This is a genomic window from Anaerococcus sp. (assembly GCF_030825785.1).
Lineage (GTDB): Bacteria > Bacillota > Clostridia > Tissierellales > Peptoniphilaceae > Anaerococcus.
Window position 1 is genome coordinate 1 of sequence record NZ_JAPJPG010000014.1, and the last position, 14194, is coordinate 14194.

At 36.8% G+C, this 14194-nt stretch carries 12 protein-coding genes; 2 read left to right on the plus strand and 10 right to left on the minus strand.

What is annotated here, in order from left to right; all coding sequences use genetic code 11:
• On the plus strand, window positions 1-271 hold a 271-nt coding region (locus RCH56_RS03365), incomplete at its 5' end, for a helix-turn-helix transcriptional regulator (protein ID WP_306483587.1).
• A gap of 76 nt (window positions 272-347) precedes the next feature.
• Here RCH56_RS03365 and RCH56_RS03370 read toward each other — a convergent pair.
• Entirely contained in the window at window positions 348-1451 is a 1104-nt protein-coding gene (locus RCH56_RS03370) for a hypothetical protein (protein ID WP_306483588.1), read from the minus strand.
• 2 nt (window positions 1452-1453) lie between these two features.
• On the minus strand, window positions 1454-2632 hold the full coding sequence (locus tag RCH56_RS03375; protein WP_306483589.1) for a hypothetical protein: 1179 nt from the start codon (window positions 2630-2632) through the stop codon (window positions 1454-1456).
• 262 nt (window positions 2633-2894) lie between these two features.
• On the opposite strand from RCH56_RS03375, the gene RCH56_RS03380 reads away from it, so the two are divergent.
• The gene (locus RCH56_RS03380; RefSeq protein ID WP_306483590.1) at window positions 2895-3161 is read left to right on the plus strand and encodes a YkvA family protein; all 267 of its coding nucleotides are present in this window, start codon (window positions 2895-2897) and stop codon (window positions 3159-3161) included.
• Between the two features lie 166 nt (window positions 3162-3327).
• Here the strand turns inward: RCH56_RS03380 and RCH56_RS03385 are convergent, their stop codons facing one another.
• The 8 genes from RCH56_RS03385 to RCH56_RS03420 all read right to left on the minus strand — a co-directional run bounded on the left by RCH56_RS03385 (window position 3328) and on the right by RCH56_RS03420 (window position 14163).
• Window positions 3328-3624 (minus strand): hypothetical protein, encoded by a 297-nt coding sequence (locus RCH56_RS03385; protein WP_306483591.1) that lies wholly within the window; start codon window positions 3622-3624, stop codon window positions 3328-3330.
• Window positions 3625-3840: 216 nt separating this feature from the next.
• Complete coding sequence (gene glmS, locus RCH56_RS03390; protein WP_306483592.1) at window positions 3841-5664, minus strand: glutamine--fructose-6-phosphate transaminase (isomerizing); 1824 nt, start codon at window positions 5662-5664, stop codon at window positions 3841-3843.
• A 237-nt stretch (window positions 5665-5901) separates the two neighbouring features.
• Window positions 5902-6090, minus strand: a complete 189-nt coding sequence (locus RCH56_RS03395) for a hypothetical protein (protein WP_306483593.1) — start codon at window positions 6088-6090, stop codon at window positions 5902-5904.
• Entirely contained in the window at window positions 6087-7700 is a 1614-nt protein-coding gene (locus RCH56_RS03400) for an oligopeptide/dipeptide ABC transporter ATP-binding protein (RefSeq protein WP_306483594.1), read from the minus strand. The genes RCH56_RS03395 and RCH56_RS03400 overlap by 4 nt, the downstream gene beginning before the upstream one ends.
• The gene (locus RCH56_RS03405) at window positions 7690-8691 is read right to left on the minus strand and encodes an ABC transporter ATP-binding protein (RefSeq protein WP_306483595.1); all 1002 of its coding nucleotides are present in this window, start codon (window positions 8689-8691) and stop codon (window positions 7690-7692) included. Before RCH56_RS03405 ends, RCH56_RS03400 begins: the two co-directional genes overlap by 11 nt.
• Window positions 8692-8699: 8 nt before the next feature.
• Window positions 8700-10664 carry an ABC transporter permease subunit gene (locus RCH56_RS03410; protein WP_306483596.1) on the minus strand — a complete coding sequence of 655 codons (1965 nt, stop codon included), beginning with the start codon at window positions 10662-10664 and terminating at the stop codon, window positions 8700-8702.
• Between the two features lies 1 nt (window position 10665).
• On the minus strand, window positions 10666-11628 hold the full coding sequence (locus RCH56_RS03415) for an ABC transporter permease (RefSeq protein ID WP_012803490.1): 963 nt from the start codon (window positions 11626-11628) through the stop codon (window positions 10666-10668).
• Between the two features lie 339 nt (window positions 11629-11967).
• On the minus strand, window positions 11968-14163 hold the full coding sequence (locus tag RCH56_RS03420; RefSeq protein ID WP_306483597.1) for an ABC transporter substrate-binding protein: 2196 nt from the start codon (window positions 14161-14163) through the stop codon (window positions 11968-11970).
• Window positions 14164-14194 lie beyond the last annotated feature (31 nt).

The following is a 14194-nucleotide window of genomic DNA, read 5'->3' on the forward strand; positions in this document are numbered from 1 at the left end:
GGATTTATCCATAAAATTTATAATATATCCTACAGAGATAAACTATTCCTTTGATTTTTACCTAGATAAATCTTTTGATTCCTACTTAACTTATGTAAGGATTATAAATGCTGCTAAAATACTTCTAATAAAAAATGACACGGTAACAGATATAGCCTATACTGTTGGTTTCAATACAACTAAAACTTTTAACAGAAATTTTAAGAAAATATATGGAATAAATCCCAGCGAATTTAGAAAAAAACTGATCTATCAAACAGAAATCCTATAAAAATTCCAAATATAAAACCTTATATATACAAAAAATCCACCCTTAAAAGGTGGATTTTTCTTATATTATATGCTTCTTATTTTTGATTTAAGTTTCTATCAATATTTTTAACGAAGTCTTGAGAGTTTGTAACCATTGTTTTTGCAGTTAATGTTCCTCTATCTGATAGTTTATTAACAGCAAATTCTTGAATATCAACTGTATACATGAATACTGGTCTTATAACTCCGTTGATTTCATTGTATGATGGAGTCATATTACCTGTAGCAATTGTAAATAAGATTGCTGATGACATGATTACTGTTGATGACTTCTTGATGTTTCTTCTCATCTCATCTTGAGCTTCATATACATTGTTGTAGGTATCATTAAAGGTGTATCTATCTCTGATTGTTCCAGCTATCACTAAGTTTACATTATTTCTAATTGCAGCTGCAACAAATCCTGTTTCTATGCCTTCTTTTTCTACATATTCTTTGATAGAACCGTACTCGTTTACTCTGTTGATTACTTCGTAGAAGTTTTCTCTTGTATTTTGGCTATTTAGATATTCTTCTTGACCTTCAACTGTTTTAAACTTAGCTCTTTCAAGGTCGTAGGCAACAGCTGCTGTACCACAGAATATTGCATTTGCATATCCATTTTCTACAAGTCTTGCCAAAGCATCATCACTTTCTTCATCGAGAGATGTTGCTGTACCAAGTACCCAAGTTACATAACCATTATTCTCTTTTTCGTATTTTAAAACTTCATATAGCTCATCGTAATCTTTAGAAAAGGCTGTTTCTCTTGATCTTCCTTCTCTAAATCCAAAGGTTGCTTCCTCTTTGCTAGATTTATCTACAAAGCCTTCTGTGTAGACATAGATTCCTTCAGATCCATCTTCTTTACGTCCTACAACGACTTTGTCACCTTTTTTAAGGTTTCTAAACTCTACTACATCTACTCTTTCATTTCCTGGTTCATCTATTGCTACTGCAACAGTATCCATCCTAGATTGTAGGGCAAGTACCCATTTGTCATTTATCTTGAAATATTCTGGGAAAACTGATAGAGCGTGGTAGCCTTCTGGGCTTATTCCGTCTTCTTCTACTTCTACAAGTTTAGCATTTGGAAATTTATCAAACTTTTCATCGAATTCTTTTGGGAAGTATTTTGGCATTTCAAATTTGTAGTCCATAATTACTCCTCTCTTCCTTGGCTCATAGCCTTTTTATCTTCAATAGAAGCTTCACTACTATTTTCTTCTACTTCGTAAACATGTTCTTCATCATAAGATAGGTATTCTTCTGGAACAAGTTCTTTTTCTAAGTTTACTACAAAATCTTGAACATTTGTTACAAGAGTTCTAACAGCGATTCCTTCTCTAGCAGCAGATACTTTTCTTACTGCGTTTTCTGTAACATCTACTGTAAATATAAATACTGGAACTATATTGCCATTTTCATCTACCCTATAGCTTGTGGCTGTCTCTGCAGTTGATGCTGAGTGGAGGGTTGTCGCAAGACAAATAATAAGATTTGACTTATCTGTAGCAACTCTTACATTGTCCAAAGAGTCATATACATTGCCTGTAACTTCTGGAAGTGGTCCATCATCTCTAATAGATCCAGCTAGAGTAATTGGAACTCCTAGTCTATTTAGAGTTTTAACAAATCCATCACGAACATTTCCTTCGTTTATGAATTCATCTATAGAACCAACTTTTCTTATAGCATTTAAAGTATCCAAGTGGTTATAGTGACCAAGTGGATCAGATTCTTGTGTGTAAATATCTTGACCAAGAGCAGTATTTAAATATCCTCCTTCAAGGTCGTGAGTTGCCATAGCATTTCCACCAAGTAGGGCTTGAACGTATCCATTTTCTGCAAGTCTTGATAGGCCATTTCTTGTATCATAGTCAAATACAACAGCAGGTCCTAGAACCCAAGTAATATTTCCTTCTGATTCTTTTTCAGCTCTAAGTAGTTCATAAAGAAGTTTATAATTTGATGTATTTGATGCTTCAACAAAGTCTCCTCCGCGAGAAAAAACTTCCTCTGAGAAACCTTGTGCATATCTTAAAACACCTTCACTAGCATCAGTAGCACTTGCGATAACTACCTTATCACCTTTTTTAAGATTTCTAAACTCTCTTACAAATACCTTTCCATCTTCAACAACTGCCACACAGTCTTGAGAACTTCTTTCTGGAATTTGCCAAGATCCATCAACCTTGTAATAAGTTGGCATGTGGCTTGTTAAATAAAAACCCTTTGGGCTTACACCATCTTTTGTAACTTCTGCTGTAGAAACATCTTTAGCAGAAGCGTATTTTTCTTCCGAAAAATCAGGTGGTGTAAATAGTAAGTCTTCTCTCATTTAATCCTCCTAAATTTGCTAAGTAAAAAACTCTCTTTATACTATCATATTAGAAAATAATTGATAAGTCAATATTAGAAGTTGTCAACTTGAACTTTATAAGTTATGAAATACCATAAATGCCTTATTTAAAAAAGCCTTCTATCATAAACCTTTTTTGATATTTCAATTTTATTAATATCATAATCAATATATTTAATTTGACAAAAGAAAATTTCGAGTATAATTAAAGTAGAAATTGATTTACCTTCAAGGAGGTTTTATGAATAAGCTAATGAAGATCAAAAATTTTATCCCTGTATACTTTAGGGCAATGAAAAATAAAAATACACCAGTAATAGCAAAACTTATGGGAATATTTGCCATAGCCTATGCTGTTTTGCCAGCTGATATGATACCGGATGTAGTTCCCTTTTTAGGAATCTTGGATGATGCAATAGTCCTTCCATTTTTAATCTATCTTGCATCCAAAATGATCCCAGATGAAATTTTAGACAAAGAAGAAGCAGCAGTAGCTATAGAAGAATAATCGATAAAGCCTCAAATTTTCTGAAAGTTAAATCAGATATTTGAGGCTTTTTGCTTGTCTAATAATAAAACCCAGGTATTTACAAGAATTGCTTAGTGATAATCTTATCTCACTTAACATTCATAGCCTTATCGTCCGTTAAAGCTTAGTTAAGTCCAAAAAGCAATTAGAGCCAACCTGGGTAGTTTCTGTCAGAAGATATATCTTTAGCTACTCCTAAACTAATATTTTCCTTAAAGAAAGTATCTTCATCTCTATTCAGTTGTAGGTTAATCCTAGAAGATTTCTTATCGTAAACATCTTTACTAGCTTCTCTTAGCTTACAATTAATCGAAAGAGCCTCAGCTCTCTTTCTAGATTCCAAAAAAGATGGGAATTTATTTGCTCTTTCCTTTTCAACAAATTTACAAACCCCATGATAAGATTCAAATAGGACTTGGTCAAAGGATTCAAACTCTTCCATCGGACCGTCCTCCTTTTTTCTAATAAGAACGATAATGATATATCTTTCTTATTATAATATTACCCAGATTTTTATAATGTAAACATTTTCTTTTGGTTTTTATTGGAGATTTTATAAATTTTTTCTACTCTTCTTTGCTCTTTTTAAAATTTAAACAAGATTTATATTGTTTGATTTTTCTAACAAAAAAACTAGCGATTTCTCGCTAGTAATTTTCTATTCTACTGTAACAGATTTAGCTAAGTTTCTTGGCTTATCTACGTCGATTCCCTTGGCTATTGATGTATAGTAGGCCATAAGTTGGGCTGGTATTACCGTAAGAAGCGGATAGAGAATATCCAAGGTCTCTGGAATTATTAATATCTTATCAGTTATTTTACTCATTCTAGAGTCCTTATGACTTGTTATGATAAATACATTGGCCCCTCTTGCCACGACTTCTTCTACATTTGATAGGGTCTTCTCCAAAAGATTTGCCTGGCTCATTATAGCTATAACCGGAGTCTTATCTTCTATTAGGGAAATTGTCCCGTGTTTTAGCTCCCCTGCTGCGAAAGCTTCTGTATGAATATATGAGACCTCCTTAAGCTTAAGGGCTGCCTCTATGGTAGTTTGATAGTCAAGGCCACGAGCTATATAAAATAGGCTCTTTTGATCTTTTATCTCTTCTGCGAAGTCTTTTATTATTTTATCATCTTCTAGAATTTCATTTATTTTTCCTGGAATTTTCCTTAAGCCTTCTATGATTTCCTTGTAAACTTCATCCTCAATCCTAGATACTTTCCTAGCAAAATCAAGGGCTAAGAAATAGAGATTTAGGACTTGGCTAGTGTAGGCCTTGGTGCTTGCTACAGCTATTTCTGGACCCGCATAGCAGTATATGGACTTATCAGCTTCCCTATCCATGGATGAGGCTAGAGTGTTTGTTATAAGAAGAGTTTTAGCTTTCTTTTCCTTGGCAAAGCTTAGAGCTTTAAGGCTATCGGCTGTTTCACCTGATTGGGATATAAATATTACCAGACTTTTCTCATCAAGGAAGGGATCATTATATCTAAACTCTGAGGCAAGATCACAGATCACTGGAATCTTCGCAAGTTTTTCTATAATAGTCTTGCCAACAAGGCCTGCATGGTAGGCTGTTCCGCAAGCTACTATATATATTCTTTCAAAGTTTTCTAAATCTTCCTTAGTAAATGAGTCTCCATCAAGAATTACTTCGCCATTTTTTACATTTAATCTAATAAGCTCTTCTAGGACAGAGGCTTGCTCATTTATTTCCTTGATCATAAAATGGTCGTAGCCTGCCTTAGTCGCTGCATCGACTGACCATTCTATCTTTTTAATTTCTCTATCAACTACTTTTTCATCTTTGTCATAGATAGTGTAGGAATCTCCCTTGATATCTACGACATCTCCATTTTCTAGATAGATAACATCTCTGGTGTATTTTAAAAGAGATGGAATATCACTTGCCATCATGAAGGAATCTTCCATTATTCCTGCTACAAGGGGGCTTTCTTGTCTAATCCCAATAAGTCTATCTGGCTCGTCAGCTGAGATAATCCCACAAGCATAGGCTCCTACAAGTCTTTCACGGACTTTTCTTACAGCTTCTAATAGATCTGTCTCATAATACTTTTCAAGAAGTACTGCTATAACTTCTGTATCTGTCGAAGATTTAAACTTATAGCCTTCTTCTTCCAGCTCCTTCTTAAGGTCTCTATAGTTTTCTATGATTCCATTGTGGACTACTGCAATCTTACCGTTGTTTGAAAGGTGAGGGTGGCTATTTACATCGTTGGCCTCTCCGTGAGTTGCCCATCTGATGTGGCCTATGCCGACTTTTCCTTCTATAGGATCTTCCTCCAAAGCCTTCTTCAAATTCTCAAGCTTTCCAGCTTTTTTTACACAAGAAATCCCACAATCATTAATCACAGCTATACCTGCTGAGTCGTAACCACGATATTCAAGTTTTTCTAGACCATCGATGATTACTTCCCTTGCATCAAGCTTTCCCTTATATGATACTATTCCGCACATAGTAACCTCCTATTTAATTTTTATGAGGCCACTGTATCTTCTCTGTCCACAAGATTGCTCCTGTGTTTTGTCTAATACTAGGGCTGTGAACCCAGACAGCTCCCGCCGAATTTTCGATAACTGTCTTCCTCGTCATCCCATTGGGATCTGGCGCTTCTTTATTTTTACCTCATCTTTATATTATACCCCAGAAATTTAGACAAAACAAAATCCTCCAGCCTAGCCGGAGGACCTATTCTAGATTACTAAAGCTAAAATTATCAGAGGAGAAAGTATTAATAATACCCAAGGCATAAATACTCTCATCGCTGCTAGAAACATAGCTAATTGATCTTTATTTTCGAGATTATCCTTATCTAGGAGCCTCTCTTTTTCATAGATTTCTTTTTGGCTTTTACCCTTAAATCTATCTATTGGAGCTTTCATATAGCGCTCATTTCTTCTAGCTCTTCTTCTTTTTTAGCCTTTTCTACTTTGTTTTTCTCAAAGGCCTTTTGTTTTTCTTCCTCGCTTACATCAAGCAAGTGGCAAGCTACAAAGTGGCCGTCTTCTCTTTCCTTAAGTTCTGGCTCAAACTGGGCACAGATGTCCATAGCGTATTCGCATCTGGTGTGGAACCTACATCCTTTTGGAGGTTTTACTGCTGATGGTATGTCTCCTTCGATGACTTGTAGCTCTTGGCCTTGGTCTACGTCTGTTCTTGGGATAGCACGTAGGAGGGCCTTGGTGTATGGATGGAGAGGATTTTCGAATATTCTCTCTGATTCACAAAGTTCTACCAAAACTCCAAGATACATTACCCCAATCCTATCTGATATATATTTTACAACTGATAGGTCGTGAGTGATGAAAAGATAAGTTAAGTTGTTCTCATCTTTTAGGTCTTGAAGAAGGTTAATGATCTGAGATTGGATAGATACGTCAAGGGCACTTACAGCCTCATCACAAACTATAAAGCTTGGCTTAAGGGCTAGGGCTCTTGCTATACCAATTCTTTGTCTTTGTCCACCTGAGAATTGGTGAGGATACCTATGAAGGAAGTAAGGAGCAAGTCCACACTTTTCCATAGTTTCTCTGATATACTCATTGTATCCTTTTTCTTTTCTGCTCTTAAAGAGTTCATGGCCTAGAACACCTTCGCCGATGATATTTCCTACAGTCATCTTTGTATCCAAAGATCCATAGGGGTCTTGGAAGATCATTTGTAGGTCCTTCCTTAGGGCTCTCATCTCCTCGTTGTTAAGCTCAGATAGGTCGATTCCGTTATCTCTCTCTGCTTCAAGCTCGGCAAATCTCTCCTTATTTTCGAGACCCTTTCTGTAAACTTCTATGGTTTGATCTTTTTCGCTGATTTCTTTAGTCTTGGCATCTTTTTGGCTGATCAAGTCCTTGTACTTAGGATCACTTTCTAGGAATTTATCATATTCTTCCCAAGTTCTTGATCTCATTTGAGTCTTTTGCTCAATTTCTTCGAGCTTTTCTAGGATGCCGGCTCTTTGCTTAAGGATGTCGTATTTTTCCTTAAGCATAGTAGCTACCTTGTTTAGGTCATCACTTGCAAGAAGACCTCCAGCAATCCTTACCATATTTAGGTAGTTTTCCTCTAGGTCACGACGCTTAAACATAGCCTTTTCGTTAAGCTCTGCTCTTTTTTCGTCTGTATCAGCATTTTCAAGCTCTTCATAAATCTTATTTAAAGCTTCGATTTCTTCGTGATATTTAGGAAATTGGCTAGGAATTTTCTTGATCATATCTAGCATGTAGGCTGGAGCAGTTTCTTCTATGGTCTTTCCATAATAAAGAGTAGTTCCTTCTGTTTGATCATATATTTGTAGGAGGGTTCTACCGAAAGTAGACTTACCGCATCCAGATTCTCCTACAAGACCCAGGGTTTCTCCTTGATAGATATCTAGGCTAATGGATTCATTAGCATGAACATATTCGCCTGGTCCCTTGTTAAATATAGACTTTTTCTTAAGAGGGAAATACTTCTTTAGATTTCTTATCTTAAATAAGACTTTTTTATCATTCTGCATTTTCTTCCCTCTCCTTTCTATTTGGATAATGACATCTGATCTTTTGGTTTTCATTTACGGAAACTAGATCAGGCATCACTTCTATACATTTTTTAGTAGCGTATTTACATCTATCTGCAAACTTGCATCCTTTTGGAAGGTTAAGTGGGTGTGGGACTGAACCTGGTATGATATCAAGTCTTTCATTTCTATCTGATGTGATAGATGGGATTGAATTTAGTAGGGCTACAGTATATGGGTGGTTAAAGTCTGTAATATCGTGTTTGAAGATAAATTCAACTGGAGATTGCTCCACGATTTGTCCACAATACATTACTGCAACTTCATCAGCCATTTGATTTATTACACCGAGGTCGTGGGTAATAAAGAGGATCGATGTACCTGCCTTATGCTTAAGATCATTCATTAGTCTTAGGATTTGGGCTTGGATGGTAACATCAAGGGCTGTTGTAGGCTCATCTGCTATAAGTAGCTTTGGCTCACAAGCAAGGGCCATGGCGATCATAACCCTTTGGTTCATTCCTCCAGATAACTCGAAAGGATATTGCTTGGCCACTACATGTGGATTAGGGATCTTAACAGCTGCAAGAAGCTCTTCACATCTTTTAGCCGCCCCCTTCTTATCCATTTTCTTGTGGAGGATAAGAACTTCTGAGATTTGCTTTTCTACAGTAAAGACTGGGTTAAGAGAGCTCATTGGCTCTTGGAATATCATAGATATTTTATTACCTCTGATATGCTCCATTTGGCTAGTCTTAAAGTCAGATATTTTTTCTCCATCGAATATTATCTCACCATCGTAAATCTTTTGGTTTGACTCAAACAGTTGGAGTATACTCATGGCTGTTTGACTCTTACCAGATCCACTTTCTCCAACAAGACCCAAGGTCTTACCAGCATCGACTGTAAAAGATACGTCATTTACAGCCTTGATAAGACCACGTCTTGTTTCAAAGTAGGTGTGTAGATTTTTTATTTCTAATAAACTCATTTTTTCACCTATCTTTCGTTTGCTCTTGGGTCGATGGCATCTCTTAGGGCGTCACCGATTAGGTTTACAGAAAATGATGTCAAAAATACTGCAAGTGCTGGGAATACCCATCTCCACCAGTAAGTGTTTAAGACGTCTGATGATTGAGCTGCAGTAAGCATATTACCCCAAGAAGGAGTTGGTTCTTGTACACCAAATCCTAAGAAGGATAGTCCAGATTCTGTTAGTAAGTTTCCGGCATAACCTATAGTCGCATTTACAATTACTATTGATAAGATATTTGGGAAGATGTGCTTGATCATAATAGACCAGTTCTTAACTCCCAAGGCTCTTGCTGCCGTTATATAGTCTCTTTCTCTTTCGGCAAGGATTTGTCCACGGACAAGTCTTGCTAGCCCCGTCCAACCAAGTAGACCTAGAAGAATCATAACCATAGTGATCCTTTGCTCTTGGCTTGCTCCTGGTGGCAATAGGGCTGATAGAGATATCAACATTGGATAGAATGGGAAAGATGCCACAATCTCAGAAAATCTCATCAATACATTGTCTATCTTTCCGCCAGCAAAACCTGAAATCATACCGATTAGTACACCGAGGACTATTTGAATTACTGTGGAGATCAAGGAAATTACCATAGTCATCTTACCACCATGGATTAGTCTTGTGAAAATATCACGACCTTGATCGTCAGAACCGAATCTAAAGCCATTTAGACCCCAAGTTTCGATTTTGCCTTCCTTATTTACTGCGTAGTTGTTGAAATATGAAGAATAAATTTGATCGAATTCTCCTTCAGGAGTCTTTAGCTCTCCATAGTTTTCCTTACCCCATTGGTAGATTTTTCCATTTTCGTCAAGGGCTGTGAAAACTGAATCACTTGCCTTGATATCTACAAGAGGAGCTTCAAATTTAGGCATCGCATCTCCTGAAACCTTATCTCTAGATGGTCCCCAAACATAAAGCTTGCCATCTTCTGATAGGGCTGCTGCTGATGAAGAGGTTAGGGCTACCTTTTTAGTCTTAACCTTACCTGTCTTAAGCTCTTCTGGCATTTGAGTGTCAATTTCTGCACCCATTACACCCAAAAGTCTTATAGATCCGTCCTTCATTACAGCTAGGATATTGATTGGACTTGTTGCGAAATCCACAACTTGTTCCTTGATATCAGAAGGAAGAAGATTAAGCCTACTTGCAAGGGTTGATCCCCAAACGACGAGGTTGTTTTTCTTTGTAAGAATTACAGAGTATTGAACACCTCCGCCGAGTTTTTCGATTCCTTCCTCTTTTACCTTTGCTTCGTCCATCGGTGGCATTTGATTTTGTTGGAAGGAATTGTTACCCCAACCGTATATCTCGTTATCTTCTGTAGCAGCGATGATATGTCTATCTCCCGCCGCTATATCTACGATTTTTTTGTTAGCTAAGGCTTCTTTTGCCTTATCAGGAATTTCTAGTACCTTATCTTCGTTGTCAGATCCCCAAACATAGATATTGCCCTCTTTGCTAAGGCCAGCAGAGAAGGTATTACCTATAGAAATCTTCTCAACTCCTTCTTTTTCTAGATCAGAAGGATAGTTCATATAGGCTCCACCTGGAGCAACGTTAGTTAAGTTTCCCTGGGAATAATATTGGTTGAATGGAAGAACTTTACTTCCTACAAATACTACTAAGACAATTGCTACAAAAAGCACAAGTCCAATAATACCCAAAGGGTTTCTAAAGTAATTTCTGAGGGCTACCTTTCCTGGAGACATGATAGCTTCTTCTTTTAGCTTATCATTTTCGTCTTCCTTCCTAGGTCCCTTGTCCACATTTTTATTATCACTATGGAGTAATTCATCATCTGACTTATTGTCAAAGGAAGAATTACTATCGTTGAACTCTTCTCCCTTAGAGAATGTGAAGGCTCTTAAGAAGAAATTTTTCAAGAAACTTCCATATGATTTTACAGATTTTTTAAAAGTCGCATTCATCTTAAGCCTCCAATTGAACTCTTGGATCTACTAGGGCATAGGCCACATCCATCAATAAGTTTCCAAGAAGAGTAAGCACAGCATAAAACATTGATAAGGCAAGGATCACATTGTAATCTTGAGCCATTACAGCCATTATTAGTTCGTTACCGATTCCCCTAAAAGAGAATATCCTCTCTGTGATAGCTGAACCTGAAAACATTCCAAGCACAGCCCAGGTTAGGGCAGTAACTACTGGTATAAGAGCGTTTCTAAAGGCGTGCGAATAGATAACAGTTTTCTCTTTTAGCCCCTTACTTCTTGCTGTTCTTATATAATCTTGGTCTAGGGCATCTAGCATAGAATTTCTTACATATCTTGAAAGAGAGGCAAGAGAACCTATGGTTAGGGTCGCCGTTGGCAGAACTAGATACTTAACCCATTCTCCGAAGGTATTTTCTCTAGGCATGCCGTTTGCTGGAAACCATCCTAGTCTAAAGGCAAAGACGAATATTAAAATAAGTCCTATAAAAAATACAGGAATTGATAGACCCACCAGGGTCAAAGTCTGGAAGGTCTTATCGAAGACTCCTCCCTTGTGCGTGGCCGACCTGATTCCTATCAAGACCGAAAGTACAAATGATAGGATTGTAGAACCGATATTTAAAAATATGGTGTTTTTGAGAGGCTCTGATAAATATTCAGAAACTGGTCTTCTAACTCTAGTAGATTCCCCCAAATCACCCTTCAAAGTTCTTCCAAGCCATCTTACATATTGTTCAGGCAAGGACTTATCGAGTCCGTATCTAGCTTGAAGTGTTTGGTATAGCTCTTCTTGCTCTTGCTTGGTCATACGACCTGTCGTAGGCATCATAGCCTTGATTGGATCTCCTGGCATAGCTTTAGAGAAAGCAAAAAGCATTATGGATATAATCAGAGCTACTGGTATTAAATTTATGATTCTCTTAACTATATAACGAAACATATCTTCCCTTCCTATTTTTTATAACATTGAGATTCGTTATCTTGCTAAAGTATACTGATAAATATGTAGTCTTTTTAAAAATGATAAACAAATCCAAGTTAATAATTTTTATAATTTATATGTTATAATATTAGTTATGTTTTGTCAACCACCTATCTTATTAAATTATTATATAAAGAGGTCCACAAAATGTAAACGTTGGTAAAATAACGACATAATTATGCATATTTTTTCATAACTTTATGGTTTTTTTGCAAATATGTATTAATACTTTATGTATAATTACAATAAGGAAAATAAAAAGGCCCACTCAAGTGAGCCCCTTTAATTTACTGATTATTAGTTTTCTAAAGTAAGAGCATTTATTTGATCTTCTGATTGCCATACTGGTGTATCAACATCGAATCCCTTAACTCTCTTTGTGTAACCTGTGTGATATTGGTTAGCGTAAAGTGGGATTTCTGGTAGGTAATCATTGTACCAGATTTGGAATTCTTCCCAGTTATTTAGGTATTCATCCTTCTTATCAGCAGGTGTCTTACGTAGTTTAACTGTCAATTCATCAGCCTTTGGATCATTAGTCTTAGTATAGTTGTAAGGTCCTTCAGAGTTATATTGATACCATGGGTCAAATGGAGTACCGAAGTTTGTACCCATATTAAATGCTGTATATTCTGGGTCTTCTTCTGGATAGTAGTAGTAGTTTAGAAGGGTTGCGAATGAACCAGCTGTAACATTATATTCCATACCAACTTGCTTAGCATTGTTTGGTACTTGGTTAGAAATCAATGTTGTAATTGGTGATTCATCAGAACCATATTGGTTAACTACAAGCTTGTTTCCATTTTCATCATATCTATAGTAGTCAAATCCATCTGGATTAGATGAGAAAGCTTCGTCAGCCTTAGCCTTATCCCAAGCTGTAGTTCCGTCAGACTCGAACTTGTAAGGTGTTTTGTCAAGAAGGGCATTAGCTTGATCTAGGTTCATTTGGTAGTTGATTAACTTACCTTCAAGATCTGCTCCTCTTTCCTTATACATCCATTGACTGCTACCATACATACCGTTAGTTACTACACCATATCCACCAGCGAAAGATTGTACGAAACTATTTCTATCCATTAGGTGAGCTATAGCTTGTCTAACTTCTTTGTATTTTGTACTTCCTCTATCTGTTAGGAATGTTACGTTACCATAACCATTTCTTTCGAATGTGTTATATCCACCGATTTTTCCACTGTCTGCTGCCTCTCTCATTCTATCGATTGGGCCACCTTCAGATTCTTCTTCCCAAAGGTCGATATCTCCATTTTCAAGTAGGTCTACAGCAATGTTTTTGTTTACAGTTTGAAGGATTACGTTAGGAATTGTAGCCTTATCACCCTTGAAGTTTCCAGCATAGTTTTCATTTAGGCTTAGTTTAACCATGTTGTTTTCAAATGATTCAAACTTGTAAGGTCCTGTTACAACTGCTGGATTAAGTCTGTATTCATTAACTTCCTTAAGCATAGCTTCATCTATAAGTTGTTGAGTAGGGTCTACCTCTCCATTTTTACGATCTTCTAGGTCTTTGATTGCATCTTCGTGAGCTTTTTTAGCTTCTTCGTAAGCCTTTTTGTCCTCTTCTGCTGCATCATCTGCTGGAGCTGGATTGTTTGCTTCAAAATCTTCATTTTGTTTTTTGATTTGTTCATCCAGATTCTTTACATAATTTTCTTTCTCTTCATCACTAACCTTATAGCCTTCTTTAGCAACAAGCTTGTTACCTTCTTTAGAAAGAGCTAAGTTTTCGTTTAGATAGTGCATTGGGTGTGGTTGAATAGCTAATAAAGATGCTTCTTCGAAGTATGGAAGGAATGATGCGTCTATTGTAATCTTGAATGTGTAATCATCTACCTTCTCAAGACCTTCAAATACATCGCTATCGCCCTTCTTGTAGGCTTCATATCCCTTTACAGAGTCAGATCCTGGGCTTGTAGAGCCTGTTAGTTTGGTATATTCTGGGTGAGTGTGTAGAAGAGACATGAATAAGTAATCATCTGCCTTGATTGGCTCGCCATCAGACCATTTAAGGTCTTTCTTAATCTTGAATGTAACGGTTTTTGATCCATCTTCGTTATCTTGAGATAAAGGCTCACCATCTAGAACTACTGGGTTGTTTACCCAAGTTCCTGCTTCATCTTGAACAACTGTTTGGTAGCCGTTGTTTCCTTCGATACCAAGATATTTTCTAACCTTAACGTCTCCTGCGTTGTTGGTCCATCCTTGTAGGAAGTCACCATTTAGCTCACCAAGACCTACTACTAGGGTATCGTCTGATGTTTGTGCTTCGAAATCTTCAGCGCTTTGTTCACCGGCATCTTCGCCCTCAGCTGCGTCTTTATCGTCTGTAGCTTCTTCGTTTTTATCTTCAGTTTTTGTATCTGCGTCATTATTAGCAGCTTTGTCGTCTTTATTTTCTCCACCGCCACAAGCAACTAGAGTACTAGCTAGTCCAAGTGCCATCAATGAAGAAAAAACTCTTTTCATTTTCATTAGTTTTCCCCCTAAAAAATTAAGTAACTTT